A 16,557-nucleotide genomic window follows, 5' to 3' on the forward strand; every position below is an offset into this window, starting at 1 on the left:
GAGCGACGGAAGAATAACCTTTGTGATTGAGAAAGACCCTCTTAATATAAGGTAATTTCTCAAATCTAATCTTTTCTAACCAGGGACGTGAACTAAATTTATTGGTCATTTGATGAAGTCATGCTTAATAAATTAAAGTGTCTTTATTCTATCAAAAAGAAAGTGATGCTTCAGAGCGTATTGAAATCAAAAGTTATATGAAAATGATCTTTGAGTCACGGACCGTTCAGTATTACCCAAGAGGGTACGACGAGGAGTACAAAGGAATTATAAAATTTCTGGGATATCATCTTATAGAAACAGATGCAGGGCCTTCATACGTCTCTGAAGAGGAAACATTGCTGCAGGCTGAAATGCAGTTGCCTCTAAGAACAGAGCTCGCGGTGCAGAGAATGAACGATTTATTGCCTTACTATTTTCCTCAAAACATGCCTTTATTGTTACCTAAGCCTGATAATCAGTGATGGACGCTCAGTACGTCACTACTTTATGGACATACAAAGCAAAGGAGCGAAAAAAATGGGTTGTTCTGCATTCGTTAGTAGTCATTGTGAAGTGACTGGCAATGCATGTATGTTTCTATTCCCTGATAGTAAAGTGCGCGAGAATTTTTGGCGAAGGTCCGGATGCACCAACAAATAAATGTGAGGAATGTAATAATTTCTTTAAAAAAGAAAATAAAAGGTTTTGTAAGACTGAAGGAGCTTTGGCAGAGAATCTTGTTTGTTGTGGTGGCTTTAGGAGGGATTAGATGTGTCTATTTCTAACAAAATAAAAGCTATTGGTCAGAAATTGAAGGCATTGTTTACAAAATAAATGGTAAATCAACAAAGTATTTTTCAAAAGTAATCGTGAGGGGGTCAAGAGAATGGGCGTTCATCAGAATATAGATTATGAAAAATTTCCTGAGCAAGGGCCATTTTTAAATAAAAGAGTGAAGGTTTGTTTCCATTATGAGACGGATAGGGTGCTTTTCGGGACTGTAGTTAGAGACGATTTAGACGAACCATATCTAACGCTCATCCACCTTGAAGATGGGAGAATAGTTGAAGACTCTGAATGTCAATTTAACGTGGTTTAGAGAGCGCTGAGTGATATTTGTGATTATATTTCTTGGTTGCGCTAGAACGCTCGTTTTCCCGTTTGAATAGGAAAAAGACGATGCTCCATATAGGAATTAGAAGGATCGGGAGATAAGATAGCTGTGGGAGAATCCATTATTTATCAGGGCTTTTGATGAGTAGACAAAGTATTAAATTTAATCAAGTATTCATTAAAAAATTGAATTCAAATTTTTTGAATCAAGTGTGGATCGTTATTTTTTGGCAAGTTTACATCTTTAGATACTTCATAAGCCTCCATTTCATTCGAATCGTAAGGTTTCAATAGCGACAACTGCTCACTGCTGGCAGAGCCTGGATTAATCCATTTTTGTTCGTCTTCACGACGAAGAATTACTGGCATGCGATTGTGAACTGGAATCATGATCTCATTAGCTTCAGTTGTGATGATCGTACAGGAATGGATAATCTGGCCTTCAGGTGATTTCCATGACTCCCATAAACCGGCCATGGCAAAAAGGTCATCATTTTTCAGCTTGAAACGAAATGGTCGTTTATTCTTCAAATTGTCATGCGTCCATTCATAGAAGCTGTCAGCGACGATTAGGCATCGATGCTTTTTAAAGGCCGTGCGGAAACTCGGCTTTGTAGCAACGGACTCGGCTCGTGCGTTGATCATCCTGTAGCCGATCTTTGGGTCTTTAGCCCATGACGGAATGAGGCCCCATTTTAAGAAGCCAGCACGGTTTTCTTTCCCGTCATTAATCACAGTGAGAATCTGCTGACCAGGAGCGACATTAAAGCTTTGATGATACTCAAATTGTAAAGAACTTTTCTTAATGTTGAATCGATATACGATAAGATCATATGTCGCTATGATTGTAAAACGGCCACACATAAATAACACCTCCGCTTTTGCTTAATTGTAGCAGAACGGAACGGAGATAATCAAAATTGACTAAAAGGGACAAGCAACAGCATTATTTGAGGATGAAAATGGAAAAGAGAGAACAGTGACACTTGACGACGCAGTGATGCAGCATGTTAAGTATAACCTTGAAACTAAGAAAGAGCCCCATATTTTTTCTCAAAAAATAAATAGTAAAACGGGTGAAATCACAGGGGAAATGTTCACTATCATCAGATTTATTAAATGGATACCAGAAAACCACAATGATAATTCTAAAAAGAAGGCACCGACATCATATGAAGTGAAAGCTTGGTTGTTTGCTGAACGCCTTGCCTGTTTTGGTATGAATAAAAAAAACGCACGAATTGATGCTTTTGAAAAGGAATATCAGGCTATAAAATTGGGATTTTTACACTACTGGTATACCTACTGGAAATATGTATATAAACATGGGGGTATTAAGCTTAGACGGTTTTCTGAGCTTGATGGTAAAAAAATTGAATATTCCATGATTGGGACACCGGTAAACGAACATAGAAATTTCTTTTAGACGATCATAAATCGCTCTGTACTAGTAACGTCTCTCATTCTCTTATAAAGGGGTAATAGGAATGTTCAAACAAAAATTAGTTCTTAATGACAAGCAAACAGAAATCATTGAATGGATGATAGTACATGCACATCATACAGCCTTAGAGACTTGGCAAATGCTTTTTTCTGAACGCAATTCAAGAGAACCAGATCGTTGCATTGCTTATTACGACAACCTTAATTCAATTCAAAAGGCAGATGTTGAATTAGTCGTTGCAAGGTACTTTAATCTGCATGCTAAAGGGATAGGGGTAAAGAAAAGCTATAAGGATCTATTATATGTTGAAAAATGATGACTTCAAATAGTTGACAGCAAAGGCGAAGGAAGGAGTCGATTAGTTTGACAGAAACATACACGATAGAAGAAGCAGCGGATAAAGCATTAACTTGGTGTGATAAACATCCGGGTTGGCAGCGTATTTACGACATTGACGATACGGGTAGCCTTTACAAAACATGGAAAGAACTTTCCGAAAAAGTAAAGAAACCGTGGATAGAACATTTTGGCCAGTACTCAGCTGAAGCAGCTTGGCGCGAATTTGGCGATGCACCTTGCAAAGTTCCTTACGGATTTATCACTGGAAAAGGTGATTTCTTCAGATCCATCATCGACGTTCCACAGTTTCACAATGTGATGATGGTTTTTAAAGTTAGTTAATTTGCAATATGACACTAATTTGAAAGGAAGATACGGTACATGTATCAATTTCCAGTAAGAAAATGGATTGAGAGTTCAAAACGTAGAAGCCCCCCAAAAACGACTTTGAGTTTGCAAATGCCTGATGAATTGTCCATGAAAGAGCGTTTAAAATGTAATGTATCTCTCGTATAGATGGCGAAAGAAAGGGCGTTCCATACGTCTTCAAACGTCGCAACAAAAAAGTGCGATTATGAAGGATAAAGCAGCGTATTTGTTTAACGAAAACACAATCGGCCCACGTACGGTAAGCACACCGAAACCGAATAAAGCAGCATCGTTGTTTAACGAAAAGAACTTCCGATACACACTTACCGTGCAAAAGATGACAGACATAATAAATCCATATTGTATCTCAGAAAACATACCATTATTACCCTTGCCAAAGGTCAATTAAACGGGTAATTCAGGAGGCATAAAAAATGAAGCACACAGTAAATCAAATAGAAATAGGCTCTAATAAATCCAAACAGATCGTTCTAGGCTACACTCGCGCCGGTCAATCAACACTCCAACCATCAGAAGTCATTGGAAAAGACGCGCAAGCTATTTATGATATACTGTCGTCCGGCACATTCCTTTGTTCAAATGCGGGCATGTCAAAAGAGCAGCATACTCACTTTATAAAGATCGCAGCTAATCCATCGGAAAAGCATTGACAAATAAGGAAAAGACGTGATTTCTAAAGGAGGACGTTCATGGAAAAAGATAACGATTTTAAACTAGGTAACATCAAGTACGTGAAGGTTGAAATTACCAAATTTAGTTATGGAAACACTCACGTTGACTTTGAGAAGATTCTTTTGACGAAGTGATGGACGGTCTAGAAGCCAGAGAGCATAAACGCTCCGATGTTAAAAAATATCGCATGGTAGTGACAACTTTCAATTATAAATACCCGGAACTCGTTAAGTATGTGGATTCAAAAGAAATCCAAGTTTTAACAAAAAGTGATGATTTATCAAAAATTAATAATTGGTTAAACGAAAATAAATCATTTGCTTTGAAAAAGGTTTCATATATGATACAAAAAGGTTGGTTCAGGTGAGTCACAGTTGATAGTTCATGTGAAAAAAGGAGGAATGAATGATGGGTTTGACTGAAGCAGAAAATATTCAGCTATCTGGAATATAGAATTTTTAAAATCAGATTTATCGGCTGAAGCTCCAACGTTGTCAGCGAGTGAGCGCGCTGCTGCTATTGTGGCCGCAAAAAAGGAATTTATATCGCTACTTTCATTGAGTGGAGAGAATACAGACGAGCTTGAAAAGAAAATGTGGGCCGATGAAGATTTCTTTGATTATTTTATCTTATATGACCAGCCTGAAAGAGGGAATTGAATAGATGAATGAAAAACATGAAGAACATGAAGAACTAATTTACTTAAATGTCTTTGAAAAAGGAAGTAAGTGTGAAATTGGAGGAGATTACGGATGGAAAGAAGAACAGACTCCACTCCTTTCTTTCGGCATCCATCAAGTTGCAGATTCATGCTCGTTTGCAGAGCACGTAAACACAAACGACAAACCTCTTCCAGACAAAGCGTATATCAAACAATTGGAAAGACAATTAACCGAAATCAAGTACCAAGAGCGCGATATTAGACGAGATGGTGTGATGGCAATACCCTACAGACACGAATGCCTGGAACGCATAGACAAACTAACTCGAACTGAAACTAAGAAAAACTGGCTACTCCGTCAGAAGAAGAAAAATCTTGCAGACATTGTTGAATGCTACGTCGATCTTTTCGAACAATACTATAAGCTTCGTGATTTTCTTTCTCAAGACGGAGTGTATGTAGACGAGTGAACATATGCCTGAAGGCAATACAAAGTAGACGGCTAATGTAACATATTAAGGAAGAAATTCGTATGTTCAAAAGACTTTAGAATAGTCTTTCCAATGATTCGTTCTTTGGTTACCAAAACGATTTAGGAAAAAGTGAGAAGCAAAATTATCGATTCTGTTGAGAGATTAAGGAACCAATATAAATGCAAATAAAAAAGGCTGTAAATATTAGAATGACTCATCTACGAGAGGATAACCCTGGCTATGGAACAATATGTAATAAAGGACAGTAAAAATCAAAAAATAATAGCCTATTTTCAAGATCACAGATTTGTTGTTGAACAAGAATATTTTTTTACGAAAAAAGGCGAAAAAATCGTAAGGTCTCATGTACAAATCGCACTTACTCATGATCAAATGATCTTATTAAATAAATGGTGGTTTGCAATGACCCAGTTTGATAAATTACCCCATATGATGGATGACGAAAACAGACAGAGAACAATCTTTGATGATGGGAAAGAAAGCGTAAATTTGAGAATAGTGAATGACTATGTAGTCGATATCACGCAGATAAGAAACGGAGAAACTTCAGTTCTCAAAATAAACAAAAGATATTTTTACGCCATGATCATTAAGGCACTTTACAATGATTTTCGTAGTGATGAGTAAAAAATCACTTATTTAGTGTTTCTACCAAGTATGGCGCATTATTTTTCAGCCAATTGAAATCCTTTGATACTTCATAAGCTTCCATTTTTGTCGATTCGCAGCGCTTCAGGAGTGATAGCTGCTCACTGCAGCAGGGTTCTGATTTAATCTATTTTTGTTCGTCCTCGCAATGAAGAGATAATGCATGAGATTGTGAATTGCAACCATAATTTCACTTGCCTGCGTTTGTAGTGATTGTTAATGACTTAGACTGGGATTTCCAGGTTTCCCACACTCAGGCGAAGAGATCATTTGATTTCAGATGGGGTGAAATATTATGTTACGAAAATTCACGAAACGTTGAACAGTGAAAAGTAACTATGCTTCACGGTAGACAGCTAATACAATACAAATAAGAAAGAACTATTGAGCATTTTATTCCAGTTATACTTTTGGAACAAAAAATGATTAAATTAAATTATGAATTAAACCATCAAATAAGTCAAAGATAGATTGATTTCATGCTATTTAAAATACAGAAGGTGTGATAAAAATAATTTGGATTAATTTATAATTTGAATTATCGTGTATAATATAAATTATAAATTAATTTTTTAGCGACAAAGGATGATGAGATGATGAGTCGAAAAAATAAATTGAAAGGTGGTATCGAGCCGGGGAAGGGAATAACGTTTACACCTAACCGAACCCTGGACGAAACGGAGGATTGGATTACAGAGTTCAATGATTTGATGGTAGCGTCTGAACGTAGCCGCACTCAACTTATTATTGATTTGATTAAAAAGGGATTGACCGTGTACAATGATAAGCAATCAGATGATCTTCATCTGACACAGCGCGAAAAGAGGCTAATTGCTTTTATCCGGCAGAACGGTCTCTCTGATTTTGGGGACAATTCTTTTGATGAGCGAGTGGAACCCGTTCTTGAATCCGTGCATCATGATAAGAGTCAGAAAAAATTCTCCGGTTCCCAAAATGATGGATCCTCAGATGAGCAGGCAATGGATCGACTGCAACATCAATTGAAAGGACTACAGATGTAGGAACCTAATTTTATTTAATATTGAACATGGAGGGAGGAAACAGGACATGCAAACGCAACACATTGAAGAAATCAAGGAAAAATTGCGTCCCATTTTTGAGCGCGAGCCAGTTTATCGGGCAGTGCTTTTCGGTTCGTATGCCAGAGGTGAAGAGACCGAGCAAAGTGACGTAGATCTGGTCATCGACAGCCATGGCCATCTAGTCAATATAAATTTTTACGGCCTTCTTGAAGATATAACGGAAGCCCTTAAAAAAGAAATTGATTTGTTCGAGATTGTCGACATTAAAAATAATCGTGATTTCTTAAATTCTGTGGAGAGAGAAGGGATTGTCCTTTATGAAAAACAAGGATCGCATCGTTTTGCAGAAACTGAGCAATTACATTAGTGATGTCAAATCATTTGTGAATGGCTACTCTTACACTCAATTTTTAGATGACAAAAAAACTTTGGCTTCGTGTGCCTTTACAGTTCTTCAAATGGGCGAGTTGGCCAAACGATTAAGCACTGAAGTTCAGGAAGAACATACGGATATGCCTTGGAAAGGGTTAAGGGGTATGCGCAACCGCATCGTTCATGATTATGAGAATATTGACTTTAATGTCTTATGGGAAACCATTGGGCACGATCTTCCAGAATTTCAGAAAAACATCAATCATATTTTGCAGGAAGAAAAAAAAGATGTTGAGTCATTAAACGACGACGAAAGTGAAGATGTTGAAAAAGGGCCTGAACCGTAAAACGTGCTGGCCTTAAATCGTGAGGTGATATGATGCAAGTTGATCAAATCTTTCAAAATTATTTGCAATATTCGGAAATATTCAGGAATACACTTGATGTCAACTGGAAATTTGTCTGCGTAGAGGATGCAGGATCAGAATGGAAAAAGACTCGGCAGTTTGTCTGTCATTGTGGGAAGGTGCTCCGATATCGCTATACGCTTGCTTATGTTGGGCCGATGGATAGCTGTAAGTGTATTCTCATGCCAGAAGAAAAGGCCGAAATTAATCGTCAGCATGGCAAGCTCTACTTAGGAGAAACATGTTTTGGTCATCGTTTATTAGGGTTGTCTGGAGAACAATCTGATTTATTAACTCGCACCGTTCGAAACGCTCGTCGGCAGTCAGAGAGGTTCGGGGATGAAGAACTTTATCAATCGGCTCTTAAGAATCAAAAACACTTAATTCACACGCTTGAACATGGCGGAATGGAAATACCGGAAGACATTCAGAAATTTAATGCCGCAAACTTGCCACTAAATACTCAACAAAGAAAGCTATTAAAAGAATTGTTCGCAGAATATGAACGAAATTATTATTTTAAGCGGAGCTCACGCATTACTGAGCCAAACCTAACTACAGACCATTCAGTGCCAGTTGAAAGGGGACAAGCCTTATCTCCTTCACCTGAGCAGAAAGAAATGCCTATGCTACCCCGTTCGATATTTGGATCTGACTTTGAGGCTGCTGAAACATTGTATCGTTTGTTTGACGAGATACAACGTGGTCAGGAATCCAGTGCCCTGGATCTTGCTTTTGAGATTGATCAGCTATGTACAAGACATTACGGTTATTTTTCGAGCTCTGGTAGACCTCGACTGTACAGTGAACTTATTCTTTTTCTGTTGGAACAAAGGGATTCCGGCCAGGTGGTTTTTACGGATTACGGAACTGATGATATATTCTTCGTTAAGACGTAAATAGTACGTGTAGAGAAAAAATATATCCACTCTACTTATCTATAAATGTAAACGCTTACTTTGCGACAGTTGTTTTGCTTCCCCCAGAAGAGGGGCAAGAAAAGAGAAAATCCTATATTGATGGGATTTTTTTATTAGATATTTTTTATTTTCACCCCAAAAAAATTAAAAGTCCTTGGAACTGGTTGCCAGGTAAACTGTTAATCTTAAAAAAAAATGCTATTTTAGAGACATGCTTGGCGGTGCTTTAACTGCATAAGTTATTTGGAGTCCATCAGTCTGACTCCCGGCAGCTTATTGTTTTTATCACGAAAGGAGTGTCGATTATGAGTAAAAAATCTGCAATGCACAGGCAAATTAGTCGGGTTATGTCCTTGAATGAAATTGAAAAATATGGCGTCAGACTGCGGCTTTTCGATGGATCGACCTTGTTTGTTTTTCATGATGAGGCAGTCAATGAACGATACAGCCAGCCGTACAAACTGCATGCTATTTATTGGCAAATCCGGACAGTTTACGATGCCAATAGCGTGATTATTGGCCGGCGAACGCATCCAATGAGCAAACTTTTCTGTACGGAAGCATTGTACCCAGCGCCTAACCATCAAGCATACAAAAAGAGAATTGCAATCAAATGATCAGGTGCTATAATTAATTTGAAAATTGAAGGGGGCGATACAATAACTGGCGAACTTAGCCGCCGGTAACTTCATAGTAGGGATGTCCTCCCTCCGAGCGGACAAAAATCTTTACCTGTCGCATATGCCGCTCGGGTGATACCACTCCCCTGGACCGAGGTTTAAGCTTTCAGCAGGTGCGGGTTAGCGACAGCATTTTCAGGATACAATCAAGCTTCTGGTTAGTATAGCGGGCCTGAAAAAGAGTTGCGGGTGAACAGCTGGGCTGAAACCCGAGAAAACTGGGGACAATAAGTCGTCGGACTTCTAACAGTTTTCAATGCAGAGGCGTTTCCGATGAATTCGCGTCTTGCTGAACGACAACGTGGTTTTTATGTTCCCAATGTGTTTGTCATTGTGGCTTAACATAAGTGTTATTCCTCTTTTTTACGTTTCTTTTCTTTTGTACAAGAGAACAGCTCCATTCATTAATAAATGCTCTAATTTCTGAAATTTCGTTGAGACTTACATAACGTTATACTTTAATTAACACATAGTTTTATATTATTTGATCCACGTGTCTCTTAAAATAGGTGAAACATAGGAAAAATAAAAGATAGGGGGAAGAATTATGCGTGCTCAACATCAGCAAACGAAGTCGGGTTCTCTGAGATCAAAAGTATTGACGCTTGTTAAAACCATAAAACGCAGGCGTGTTCTTGCTTCTGTAATTGCTGTGGCTGTGCTGATTGTTGGCGGTGGGGGAGCAACGTTGGTTTACGCTGCTTCTCAGCCATCGCATTTGGCGAAGGTAACCGCTGCGGTGAAGCATAGCAAGGATCATGCGACAAAAAAAGTTGCAAAATCCCAAAATAGTAATCAAGATAAAGCAAAAGCAGGTTCTGAAAAAGCAAAAACAGCTGTGGTAACCATAACCAATCATTCGACGGCTGCTCAACAACCCGCTGCATCTTCTGCTACCACAAGCGCAAGCAAGCCTTCAGTTGAGCAGAATCAAGCAGCGCAAAGCAATTCAACCAGTTCTTCCACTTCTTCTAGCCAATCGACTTATTCTGCACCAGTTCATAGTAGTTATTCAAGCAGCAGCGGTTCAACAGTGACTTCAAGATCGACGTATACAGCGTCATCTTCTTATAGAGCTCCTACTTCTTCTAATCGGCATTCGAGCAATCCGAGTGATCCAACAACCAGTTCGAATCAGGGAAATTTGCAAAGTGCGCTTAATGCAATTAATTCAGGCAAAGTAACGAAGACTGGAAGTTATACAGCACCTGATGGAACTACGTATGATGGATATAAAGTTAACACTGGCAAATAAAATTGGAGGTAAGGATACGTGAAAAAAAGAATAATTAATGTATTTGCGGTGAGCATGTTGATGCTCATCTTTTTTTTGCCTATTTTACAACCACCACAGGAGGTTCAAGCAGCGACTATTCATGCGGCAGGGGATTTAACTTGGTATGATTCAGCGGGATACGCACATACTACTGCGTATCTTATGAATGGAAGTAAACTTGTATATTGTTTTGATATGAATAGTTTGCCCGCTTCATCGGGAGGAACTGGTTACAATAATGGTCAAGATTTTAATAATTCAAGTATTATATCATTGCTGTATTACGGTTATGGTGGTGCAGGATATCGAGGATCAGGGGCAAAGACGGACTACGTAAAGACCTGGGTAGCGTTGAATCTGTGGAAATTGGGAAAGACCAGCCCAAGTCAATCATACGCCAATACTGATCCTTTCATTCAGAGCCTTTATACACATGCTAGGAAACAAGATAAACCTGGTTATAACATTACTTTTAGTACCAGTTATGTTTCTTCTAGCATTCAGGGAAATGTTCAGCAATCATCAATTATTAGAGTAAACGGGTCAAACAAAAGCTATGCGGCTTTGAATATTCCATCAGGGGTTACAATCCATGTTATCGGAGGTGCAGCACAAAAAGGTGGATCGATAAAAGTATGGGGAGGACAGTCGTTTTATTTCACAGCACTGTTGAGCTACAATGCTGATTATAAAACTGGCAATGTTAATGCTTGGGAACAACAATTAGCATCTATTTTGTATTTGCCAAATGATAGCGCCTATCAACCCGTTCTACAGACGCCATCCCTTTATGTCGATCCTACAGTTAAGGCCGGATTCACTGTCCATTTTTTTGTACGCCAGAAAACAATTACAATTATTCATAAGAATAAATTTGCGCCTGGTCAAACATTTGAAACGGATAAACATTTGCTTTTGATCGGGTCAAAATTTAATTACGGTCCGAAAAATGATTTTATTTCAAATGGAATGCAATATGATCCGGTGAGCACCAATCACGTGACAGGAACTGTCCCAAGTAATGATGAAACCTTTACCCTCTATTATAAATTACGACGAACAGTAACAGTTAATTATTTGGACAGTAGAACCGGAAAAGCTATTGCCCCTTCCAAAAGCTATACAAAGCATCAGGGGGATGCGTATTCTGAAACATCCCCAACGAATTTCAAGAACGGGAGCTACACGTATCATTACGTTAAGGAAACAGGTTCAGCACAAAGTGGAACGATTGGAACCGGAAATGTGGTCATCAATTATTACTATCAATTGCCTCTGATAAAGATAGGAATCGATAAACTTCAAATATACACAGCACCGGCAGCTCAAGGGCTACCGGTTAAAGTATATTTGGATAAAACGAATATCTATCCTTATGAGACAAACGGTATGGCGACTAGCAAAATTAATATCTCATTGTATCATGGTAATCAGCAACTCGCGACGCAACAATACTCTGCACTCGGTTTACCAACGAACCTGCAGTTTTCGGTTCCAAGCCGGATTCTTCAGGTTGACACTCATCAGCCGTATACGGTGAGGTTGGAGAATTATGACAGCCATGATTTTGATGTGATCGCGAATGAGAATAGTTTGACCACAGACGGATATGCAAGTTCACAGGAAACCGTTGGCTTAAATTTAACGAATCTGATACATGGCTCTTCGTTCTCACGCGTGGTTATGACGGAAATAACACCGACTACTCCAATGCAGAGTTTTTATGAGACGTTTCATTATAATGCCAATTCATTACCTGCAGTGAAATCTGGCTACGGAGTAAAAAGTACGGTAACTTTGGGGTACAGTAATGAGTTGGGGACTGATTATCAGACGGCTGTTTCAGTTCCTGATAATGCCGTGACCTTTGAGGCTCCGAAAGAGTTACAGGACTCGGATTTGAATTATCCAATCAATGGTTCTTCCGTTGAGGTACCGATGACAGCTTCTCGAAGTTCTTTTACTGCTGGTGGAATATACTACCGGGCAGATACTTTCCAGTTTCCTCACATTAACGTTGAAAGGGACACGGGGTATTTATTCACGGATCAGGAAGTTTCTAGTCATGATTCACGTATTACTCAGAGCTTGATTAATGGTTATAATGAGTTCTACACACCCATCTGGCCTAAGAATCATGTTACCTTGCCTTACAGTTATCCAGTTGATTATTGTACCAATTCCATGGGTGTCAACCAAGTAACGATCAAGATGTATGATGCTTTGAATATTTATGCTTATATGTATGGCTGGATGGGATCGCCGACCATTAAAGATGATAATATTATTATTAGTCCTGTTGACAGCAACAATCCTTTTCCAGATGGAATACCCAAAAACTGGTCGAGTAGTGACGTTGCTTGGCTCAAATTGCACTCTTGAAAAAACATGTTCCGTTATTTCTGATGTAAAAGATCCTCAGATTTTTTGAGGGTCTATTTTTTTGTAAAAATGAATGAAAGGAGATCCGAGATGCCGCGGAAAGTCATTTGGATAGGCTTAATGATCAGTATCGTTTTATTTTTTCTCATACTGACCGTTCATTTTTATACTGAAGGCTATCGCCATTACGCGATTATCAATACGATGACCGAATCCGCTCAGACCGCTGAAGTTGAGAGCTTGGACAAGAGCAGTCGAATCGATCCGACTGTTTGCTACATGGATACGACAGAATTTGAAAACAAATTTGAAGCGCTTTTTAAGAAAAACGTCAATGTCAAGTTGAAAAAGGAATCATTCGCGTTTAGTTTTTTAAACGACAGTGGGGACATCAAGGCAGTGAGCATCACAGTCACTGACGATCGCAATATCCCTTATCATCGGACTTACCGCACGGATGTAGCAGGCAATGATTAAATGGGGGGGGAAAGAACAGATGAAACCAAATGCAGAGAAAAAAATATTAACGGCTGACAATTTTTCGCCACCTCAAGATTTAGTGATCATTCGATTGTTTTTGTCGCTCGTCTCGCATCCTCCTTCAACGTCCTCCGCAGGTTGGGTAAAGGAGGATTGACAGGATGTTTCAAATGAATAAAGCAAGAATCCGGGGCCATCCGATTGTGAAAGGACAATCGAGTGGCCCTTTTTTTATTTCAAAAAAATGAAGGAGAGCGAGGAAGAACGCGATGGTATTAGTCGATAGCCAAAGCTTCTCAAGGAAGCAAGAGACGCCTCAACCCAATTTTGATTCAGGCACCGAGTCAGAGTACACGGAGAGAGCGGATCAGTGGACGGACCCAAAAGTCATCAAAGGCGTATTCAAACAGTTAAAAGAAGATCAGGCAGAATTGGTTTGGGAGGCTTATACCAATCCTGAATCGAGGAAAGCGCTGGGAGCAGTCATTGCAGCGGATGAAAATTATCAGAAAATCTTTGATACGGAAGAAAAAATTGCCTATGCCTTGCAAGAAATGGTGGGTTTTGCTTTCTTGGAGCGAGTTGAAAAGGAGCATCCAGGCGTCACAGATCTTTGTTATGACGGCAGTTGGTTGTATGGTGACACGAACGAGGGTCCATTTTTGCCAGATCAAGCTTCCGTAGATGAGATAATCAAGGTCATTCATAGTTTTGCTGACGCTGTGGATAAGGAATTCAGCGAGAAGAATCCCAATTTAAGCGCACAGATCGGCTTCATGCGTATGGATGCCGCGCATAAATCACTGTCTCCAGATCGCAAGACCACGACTTTTGACATTCGTTTCAGCCGGCCGGGGCTTGTGCTTACACGGGAAAATTTTAATGTGATTGCCGATGAATGGGTTCTAGATTTGCTGTTTGCTTTGGTTCGCAGCCATTGTAACATCTTGATCTCCGGGGAGACTGGCGCTGGGAAAACTGAGTTGCAGAAACTCTTAATTTCTATTATTCAAGAAAAATTATGTATGGTCGCCGATTCGGATGAGATGCATTTGAAGGAAAACTTTCCGGAAAAGAAAGGCATTGAAACCTATGTGGCTTGTCCCACCATGTCATCAACGGATCTCATTTATATGTGTCTACGGCATAACCCGAAATGGTTGATGCTGGCTGAGGCACGAGATGGTGCGGAGGCTTGGGCACTACGTAAAGCAGCATTGACCAATCACAATGTCATTTCAACCTTACACGCTTACAGTGCGCGGGGTATACTTGACCGCCTGGTGGATATGTGTCTGGAGGTTTCACAGGCCAATGAAACGATGCTGCGCCGACAGTTACAAAGCTATTTCCAGATTGGCATTCAAATGGCTATCACGAAGCTTAATGGACGTCGCATTCGCTATATCAATGAGATTGTGGAGTATCAGCCCAATCAACTGCCGACCACGCTCTATGCGCGTTGGGAAGAGTGGGGCCAGTGGAAAACCGTCATTGGTCCCATCAGCAATCGCTTGAAACGAAAGATGATGGCAAATCATGTGAAATTTCAAATGCCGAACTCAACGATTTCTTTAAATGAAGCCATTGAATCGGATTATGCCGTTTAACAGGAGGAAAAACATGAGCATACAAGAGAATACCCGAAATGTTGCAGTGCAAGTGTTTAGGTTTAAGAGGAAGGTCAGTGGGCACAATGGCCAACAAAAACGGCTGGAACCTTGAGGAAGTCATTGCTTGGAAGAAGGCCTACGGTCATGTCTCACAAAATCGAGAAATTTTGTGGGCCGTACTCAAGCCGACGCTGATTCTGGGCGGCGTGTCCTATCTGTTCTATCACTATTGGTGGCTCAGTATCGTCTTTGGTTTGGTTGGTGCTCTTTATGGCTATCGTGTAATGCTTCGTGTATCTGCGCGACGTGTCTATGAAACGAAGGCTTTCAATGAACGAGACAAATTTATAAAACTGATGACGCAAGCGCTGTTTAAAGAAAGCCGCACAGTACTTAATGCGTTGAGTTTCACCTTTACGCACCTCAATGGTGAGCTAAAAGAGGATGTTAGAATCTTGAGAAATCACTTGCGAGGGACGACCGATGAGGAGAAAAATGAGGCTTTTTTAGCCTTTGCAGAAAAGTACCGGGACGACAATTGGTTTTATCAATACGCGCTGCAGCTCAAGCGTGCGAGTATCGAGGGGCGAATGAGTGAGCGTGCTTTTACGAATTTATCACACTGCCACAATGAGACCAAAATCGAACGTGAGCGGTACATGAGTCAGAAACAAAAAAGAGCTTTAGATTATATTCAGATGACTTGGGCAACCTTTGGATTTGTGCTCTTTACTGCCGTCTCCCTTGGATGGTCCAACTATGTCCAGCACACCGCACATCAACCGCTGGGGTGGATAGCAGATTCTATCTATTTCCTTGCGGCTGCCATAGTTTTTCATCTTTGGTACCAACGGGCGACCGATGACAATAATACGGAGGTGTAGCCGATGAAAGAAACGATGCAGGAAGGCCTTACCCGATCTAAACACAATCTGTGGGACTGGCTGGCCGAGGATGATCTATATAACATGATGCAGAGGATGGGTGCAAGCCTTGTAGACTGTCGTCGTACCCAAAAGAAACGCCTCTTAGTCAGTGTAGTGTTTGGTGCTTTATCGGGGTTCCTTGGCTATCTCTTGAATCTGCCTATCTTCATCTACGCCGCCCCGATTGTACCGCTAATCGTCTGGCAAGTGCTGTATCGCATGACGCGCACAGACTTTGTTTGGTATCAGTTCCGCATGGAATATCTTTTTGGTCGTTTCATGCAGGATGTGTTGCCACGTTTGGAAATGAATGCTTCAACACTGTTGAAATCATGCCGGGAGCTCTTTGAGGGGATGGCACCAGACGATGTTTTGAAAGAACCGCTTAATCAATTTCTCATTGGATTGCGTGACGAACCCGAATCTGAGGCTCCTTTTACACATTTTGTTAAAGAGACTTGTGCCTCAGATGAGGCCTATACGTTTATGCATACTCTATATGATTATCAGCAGTCCTCAAATGACCCTGAAATTTTGTATCAGCTCAGCCGTCAAAATCAGGCGATGATTCTTGATGGGCAGAAGGAAATCAGCCGGCGAAAATTACGCCGGCTGATGCTGTTTCCAACGATCACGACCTTGTTGATTATGATTCCCGAGCTTGCCATCTGTGCGACGCCGCTTACGCAGCTGGCCCATTTGTTAAAGCTTTAAG

At 40.2% G+C, this 16,557-nt stretch carries 22 protein-coding genes; 21 read left to right on the forward strand and 1 reads right to left on the reverse strand.

The window, feature by feature from the left end; all coding sequences use genetic code 11:
• Positions 1 to 868: 868 nt before the first annotated feature.
• Positions 869 to 1,081 carry a hypothetical protein gene (locus tag Q6A92_RS09535; protein ID WP_332237921.1) on the forward strand — a complete coding sequence of 71 codons (213 nt, stop codon included), beginning with the start codon at positions 869 to 871 and terminating at the stop codon, positions 1,079 to 1,081.
• A 206-nt stretch (positions 1,082 to 1,287) separates the two neighbouring features.
• Here the strand turns inward: Q6A92_RS09535 and Q6A92_RS09540 are convergent, their stop codons facing one another.
• A complete protein-coding gene (locus tag Q6A92_RS09540; protein WP_332237923.1) occupies positions 1,288 to 1,959 on the reverse strand; it encodes an SOS response-associated peptidase in 672 nt (223 codons plus the stop codon).
• A gap of 115 nt (positions 1,960 to 2,074) precedes the next feature.
• Between Q6A92_RS09540 and Q6A92_RS09545 the strand changes: the two genes are divergently transcribed.
• From Q6A92_RS09545 to Q6A92_RS09640, 20 genes are all read left to right on the forward strand, one after another.
• Positions 2,075 to 2,521: a hypothetical protein gene (locus Q6A92_RS09545; RefSeq protein ID WP_332237925.1), complete on the forward strand. Its 447-nt coding sequence runs from the start codon at positions 2,075 to 2,077 to the stop codon at positions 2,519 to 2,521.
• 61 nt (positions 2,522 to 2,582) lie between these two features.
• Positions 2,583 to 2,855, forward strand: coding sequence for a hypothetical protein (locus tag Q6A92_RS09550; protein WP_332237926.1), 273 nt, complete (start codon positions 2,583 to 2,585; stop codon positions 2,853 to 2,855).
• Positions 2,856 to 2,902: 47 nt separating this feature from the next.
• Complete coding sequence (locus Q6A92_RS09555; protein ID WP_332237927.1) at positions 2,903 to 3,220, forward strand: hypothetical protein; 318 nt, start codon at positions 2,903 to 2,905, stop codon at positions 3,218 to 3,220.
• Positions 3,221 to 3,681: 461 nt separating this feature from the next.
• Complete coding sequence (locus Q6A92_RS09560) at positions 3,682 to 3,918, forward strand: hypothetical protein (RefSeq protein ID WP_332237928.1); 237 nt, start codon at positions 3,682 to 3,684, stop codon at positions 3,916 to 3,918.
• Positions 3,919 to 4,070: 152 nt separating this feature from the next.
• Positions 4,071 to 4,307: a hypothetical protein gene (locus tag Q6A92_RS09565; RefSeq protein WP_332237929.1), complete on the forward strand. Its 237-nt coding sequence runs from the start codon at positions 4,071 to 4,073 to the stop codon at positions 4,305 to 4,307.
• A 124-nt stretch (positions 4,308 to 4,431) separates the two neighbouring features.
• Complete coding sequence (locus Q6A92_RS09570) at positions 4,432 to 4,599, forward strand: hypothetical protein (protein WP_332237930.1); 168 nt, start codon at positions 4,432 to 4,434, stop codon at positions 4,597 to 4,599.
• A 4-nt stretch (positions 4,600 to 4,603) separates the two neighbouring features.
• Positions 4,604 to 5,071, forward strand: a complete 468-nt coding sequence (locus tag Q6A92_RS09575; protein WP_332237931.1) for a hypothetical protein — start codon at positions 4,604 to 4,606, stop codon at positions 5,069 to 5,071.
• Between the two features lie 243 nt (positions 5,072 to 5,314).
• On the forward strand, positions 5,315 to 5,722 hold the full coding sequence (locus Q6A92_RS09580) for a hypothetical protein (protein ID WP_332237933.1): 408 nt from the start codon (positions 5,315 to 5,317) through the stop codon (positions 5,720 to 5,722).
• A gap of 617 nt (positions 5,723 to 6,339) precedes the next feature.
• Positions 6,340 to 6,765 (forward strand): hypothetical protein, encoded by a 426-nt coding sequence (locus Q6A92_RS09585; RefSeq protein ID WP_332237934.1) that lies wholly within the window; start codon positions 6,340 to 6,342, stop codon positions 6,763 to 6,765.
• Positions 6,766 to 6,811: 46 nt separating this feature from the next.
• Positions 6,812 to 7,153: a nucleotidyltransferase family protein gene (locus Q6A92_RS09590; RefSeq protein ID WP_332237936.1), complete on the forward strand. Its 342-nt coding sequence runs from the start codon at positions 6,812 to 6,814 to the stop codon at positions 7,151 to 7,153.
• Positions 7,104 to 7,505, forward strand: coding sequence for a HepT-like ribonuclease domain-containing protein (locus tag Q6A92_RS09595; RefSeq protein WP_332237937.1), 402 nt, complete (start codon positions 7,104 to 7,106; stop codon positions 7,503 to 7,505). Before Q6A92_RS09590 ends, Q6A92_RS09595 begins: the two co-directional genes overlap by 50 nt.
• A 32-nt stretch (positions 7,506 to 7,537) precedes the next feature.
• Positions 7,538 to 8,464 (forward strand): hypothetical protein, encoded by a 927-nt coding sequence (locus tag Q6A92_RS09600; RefSeq protein ID WP_332237938.1) that lies wholly within the window; start codon positions 7,538 to 7,540, stop codon positions 8,462 to 8,464.
• Between the two features lie 326 nt (positions 8,465 to 8,790).
• Positions 8,791 to 9,102, forward strand: a complete 312-nt coding sequence (locus Q6A92_RS09605) for a hypothetical protein (protein ID WP_332237939.1) — start codon at positions 8,791 to 8,793, stop codon at positions 9,100 to 9,102.
• A 610-nt stretch (positions 9,103 to 9,712) separates the two neighbouring features.
• Complete coding sequence (locus Q6A92_RS09610; protein WP_332237941.1) at positions 9,713 to 10,420, forward strand: hypothetical protein; 708 nt, start codon at positions 9,713 to 9,715, stop codon at positions 10,418 to 10,420.
• 18 nt (positions 10,421 to 10,438) lie between these two features.
• Complete coding sequence (locus Q6A92_RS09615) at positions 10,439 to 12,823, forward strand: MucBP domain-containing protein (protein ID WP_332237942.1); 2,385 nt, start codon at positions 10,439 to 10,441, stop codon at positions 12,821 to 12,823.
• Between the two features lie 90 nt (positions 12,824 to 12,913).
• The gene (locus Q6A92_RS09620) at positions 12,914 to 13,300 is read left to right on the forward strand and encodes a hypothetical protein (RefSeq protein ID WP_332237943.1); all 387 of its coding nucleotides are present in this window, start codon (positions 12,914 to 12,916) and stop codon (positions 13,298 to 13,300) included.
• Positions 13,301 to 13,319: 19 nt separating this feature from the next.
• A complete protein-coding gene (locus Q6A92_RS09625) occupies positions 13,320 to 13,460 on the forward strand; it encodes a hypothetical protein (protein ID WP_332237944.1) in 141 nt (46 codons plus the stop codon).
• A 112-nt stretch (positions 13,461 to 13,572) separates the two neighbouring features.
• Positions 13,573 to 14,913: an ATPase, T2SS/T4P/T4SS family gene (locus Q6A92_RS09630; protein ID WP_332237945.1), complete on the forward strand. Its 1,341-nt coding sequence runs from the start codon at positions 13,573 to 13,575 to the stop codon at positions 14,911 to 14,913.
• A gap of 77 nt (positions 14,914 to 14,990) precedes the next feature.
• Entirely contained in the window at positions 14,991 to 15,800 is an 810-nt protein-coding gene (locus tag Q6A92_RS09635) for a hypothetical protein (protein ID WP_332237948.1), read from the forward strand.
• 3 nt (positions 15,801 to 15,803) lie between these two features.
• Positions 15,804 to 16,556 (forward strand): hypothetical protein, encoded by a 753-nt coding sequence (locus tag Q6A92_RS09640; protein WP_332237949.1) that lies wholly within the window; start codon positions 15,804 to 15,806, stop codon positions 16,554 to 16,556.
• Position 16,557: the final 1 nt, after the last annotated feature.

Origin of the sequence: Sporolactobacillus sp. KGMB 08714, from assembly GCF_036598985.1 — a bacterium.
GTDB lineage: Bacteria > Bacillota > Bacilli > Bacillales > Sporolactobacillaceae > Sporolactobacillus.

Coding starts and splice junctions, on each gene's coding strand:
- Q6A92_RS09640 (WP_332237949.1), top strand. CDS start 15,804: ATGAAAGAAACGATGCAGGAAGGCCTTACCCGATCTAAACACAATCTG.
- Q6A92_RS09605 (WP_332237939.1), top strand. CDS start 8,791: ATGAGTAAAAAATCTGCAATGCACAGGCAAATTAGTCGGGTTATGTCC.
- Q6A92_RS09590 (WP_332237936.1), top strand. CDS start 6,812: ATGCAAACGCAACACATTGAAGAAATCAAGGAAAAATTGCGTCCCATT.
- Q6A92_RS09625 (WP_332237944.1), top strand. CDS start 13,320: ATGAAACCAAATGCAGAGAAAAAAATATTAACGGCTGACAATTTTTCG.
- Q6A92_RS09560 (WP_332237928.1), top strand. CDS start 3,682: ATGAAGCACACAGTAAATCAAATAGAAATAGGCTCTAATAAATCCAAA.
- Q6A92_RS09535 (WP_332237921.1), top strand. CDS start 869: ATGGGCGTTCATCAGAATATAGATTATGAAAAATTTCCTGAGCAAGGG.
- Q6A92_RS09540 (WP_332237923.1), bottom strand. CDS start 1,959: ATGTGTGGCCGTTTTACAATCATAGCGACATATGATCTTATCGTATAT.
- Q6A92_RS09600 (WP_332237938.1), top strand. CDS start 7,538: ATGCAAGTTGATCAAATCTTTCAAAATTATTTGCAATATTCGGAAATA.
- Q6A92_RS09575 (WP_332237931.1), top strand. CDS start 4,604: ATGAATGAAAAACATGAAGAACATGAAGAACTAATTTACTTAAATGTC.
- Q6A92_RS09585 (WP_332237934.1), top strand. CDS start 6,340: ATGAGTCGAAAAAATAAATTGAAAGGTGGTATCGAGCCGGGGAAGGGA.
- Q6A92_RS09610 (WP_332237941.1), top strand. CDS start 9,713: ATGCGTGCTCAACATCAGCAAACGAAGTCGGGTTCTCTGAGATCAAAA.
- Q6A92_RS09595 (WP_332237937.1), top strand. CDS start 7,104: ATGAAAAACAAGGATCGCATCGTTTTGCAGAAACTGAGCAATTACATT.
- Q6A92_RS09630 (WP_332237945.1), top strand. CDS start 13,573: ATGGTATTAGTCGATAGCCAAAGCTTCTCAAGGAAGCAAGAGACGCCT.
- Q6A92_RS09580 (WP_332237933.1), top strand. CDS start 5,315: ATGGAACAATATGTAATAAAGGACAGTAAAAATCAAAAAATAATAGCC.
- Q6A92_RS09620 (WP_332237943.1), top strand. CDS start 12,914: ATGCCGCGGAAAGTCATTTGGATAGGCTTAATGATCAGTATCGTTTTA.
- Q6A92_RS09550 (WP_332237926.1), top strand. CDS start 2,583: ATGTTCAAACAAAAATTAGTTCTTAATGACAAGCAAACAGAAATCATT.